This is a genomic window from Caulobacter sp. AP07, from assembly GCF_000281955.1.
In the GTDB taxonomy this organism is placed as follows: Bacteria; Pseudomonadota; Alphaproteobacteria; order Caulobacterales; family Caulobacteraceae; genus Caulobacter.
Map to the genome: position 1 here is coordinate 1 of NZ_AKKF01000276.1, position 1,288 is coordinate 1,288.

Sequence of the window (1,288 nt, forward strand, 5' to 3'; positions counted from 1 at the left end):
CCCCGGGGGCGACTGGCCGGTCGCCGCCCTGGAAGGCGTCGACGAGAAGCGCCAGGTGGCGATCTTCACCGCCTCGATCGAGACCCCGATCGAGCGGCGCGTCTATGAAGTCTCCTACGCCAAACCCGGCAAGCCCAAGGCCCTGACCCCGGCCGGCGGCTGGTGGACGGCCAAGGTGGCGGAGACCGGCGGCGCCTTCGCCGGCGGCTACAGCGATCCCAGGACCCCGCCCCAGACCGCGCTCTACGCCCCCGACGGCAAGCGCGTGCGCTGGATCGAGGAGAACCGGCTCGCGGAAGGCCACCCCTACTGGCCCTACGCCGCGACCCTGCCGGTTCCGGAATACGGAACCCTGAAGGCCGCCGACGGCGAGGTGCTGCACTACGAGATTCTCAAGCCGACCGGCTTCGACCCCGCGAAAAAGTACCCGGCCATCGTCTCGGTCTATGGCGGTCCGCACGCCCAGACGGTGAACCGCGGCTGGCAGAAGGTCGGCGAGCGGCCCTATCTCGAGGCCGGCTACGTGATCTTCAAGCTCGACAACCGCGGCAGCGGCAACCGCTCGGCCAGGTTCAAGCGGGCCCTGGACCGTCGGATGGGCACGGTGGAGGTCGACGACCAGCTGGTCGGCGCCAACTATCTGAAGACCCTGCCCTATGTCGACCCAGGCAAGCTGGGCGTCATGGGCTGGTCCTACGGCGGGTTCATGACCCTGATGCTGATGACCGCCGAGAACACCCCGTTCAAGGCCGGCGCGGCCGGCGCCCCGCCGACGGCCTGGGGCCTCTACGACACCCACTACACCGAGCAGTTCATGGGCACGCCGCAGGACAACAAGGACGGCTACGCCCGGTCCGACGTCGTCAGCCGCCTGGGCGCCCTGAAGCCGGGCAGCCTGCTGCTGCTGCACGGCATGGCCGACGACAACGTGATCTTCGAAAACAGCACCCGCCTGATCGCGGCCCTGCAGAAGAACGCCATCCCGTTCGAGATGATGCTCTATCCCGGCGAACGCCACAGCGCCCCCGGCAGCAAGACCAAGGGCCTGCACGTGCTGAAGACCCACCTGGAGTTCTTCGACCGGCAGCTGAAGGGGCGGTAGGCGCCTTCCTGACCCCTCTCCCAAAGGGAGAGGGGTTCGTCCAGGTTCGCGCGCGGATTTGGCCCAACCCGCTGAAATCCCTCAGTTCACGCCCCGCCCGTCCTCCCCTCCAAAACCCGCCGTATGCTCATCTCACCTCGTCGCAGGGAAAGGGCGCATGGCCAGCGACCGATGCGGCGGCGGGGG

General features: G+C 68.6%; 1 protein-coding gene. It reads left to right on the forward strand.

From position 1 onward, the window contains the following. Window positions 1–1,102, forward strand: a 1,102-nt coding sequence (locus PMI01_RS23545) for a S9 family peptidase (protein WP_007675325.1), incomplete at its 5' end; no start/stop codon positions are given. Between the last annotated feature and the right edge of the window lie 186 nt (window positions 1,103–1,288).